Genomic DNA, 449 nt, shown 5'->3' on the forward strand with positions numbered 1-449 from the left:
GCCACCACATGGCGGTGATACATTGCCCATCCCCGAATGACCGGGTTAAGCTTATGTATCAGCACTTCCTGTGTGACGCTCGTATGGCCTTTGATGATCGCTCTGACCTTGTCGAGCAGTGACTTAGTGCTTTTCCTCGCTGGCTTGATCAGTAACTTGCCGCCGTATTTGCGCACGTTCTGACCGAGGAAATCGAAACCGTCCGCTATGTTCGTGATCCGGGTTTTTTCTTCTGAGAGTTCCAGACCCCGGACAGCCATGAATGCTTTGACCGCCGGAAGCACTCGGGATTCCAGCACCTCTTTCGATGCACCGGTCACCACGAAATCATCGGCGTAGCGGATGACGTTAAGCTTCGCATATTTGCGCGCGTATCTGGAAGCGCCCACGCTTGCATGGACCGCTGCCTCCAGTCCGTCTAACGCCATATTCGCGATCACGGGTGAGAT

Annotated in this window: 1 protein-coding gene; it reads right to left on the bottom strand. The window is 54.6% G+C overall.

The window, feature by feature from the left end; genetic code table 11:
• A partial coding sequence (locus FSO04_RS46060; protein WP_267905128.1) for a reverse transcriptase domain-containing protein occupies window positions 1–449 on the bottom strand: 449 nt, incomplete at both ends.

Source organism: Paraburkholderia madseniana, from assembly GCF_009690905.1.
Taxonomy (GTDB): Bacteria; Pseudomonadota; Gammaproteobacteria; order Burkholderiales; family Burkholderiaceae; genus Paraburkholderia; species Paraburkholderia madseniana.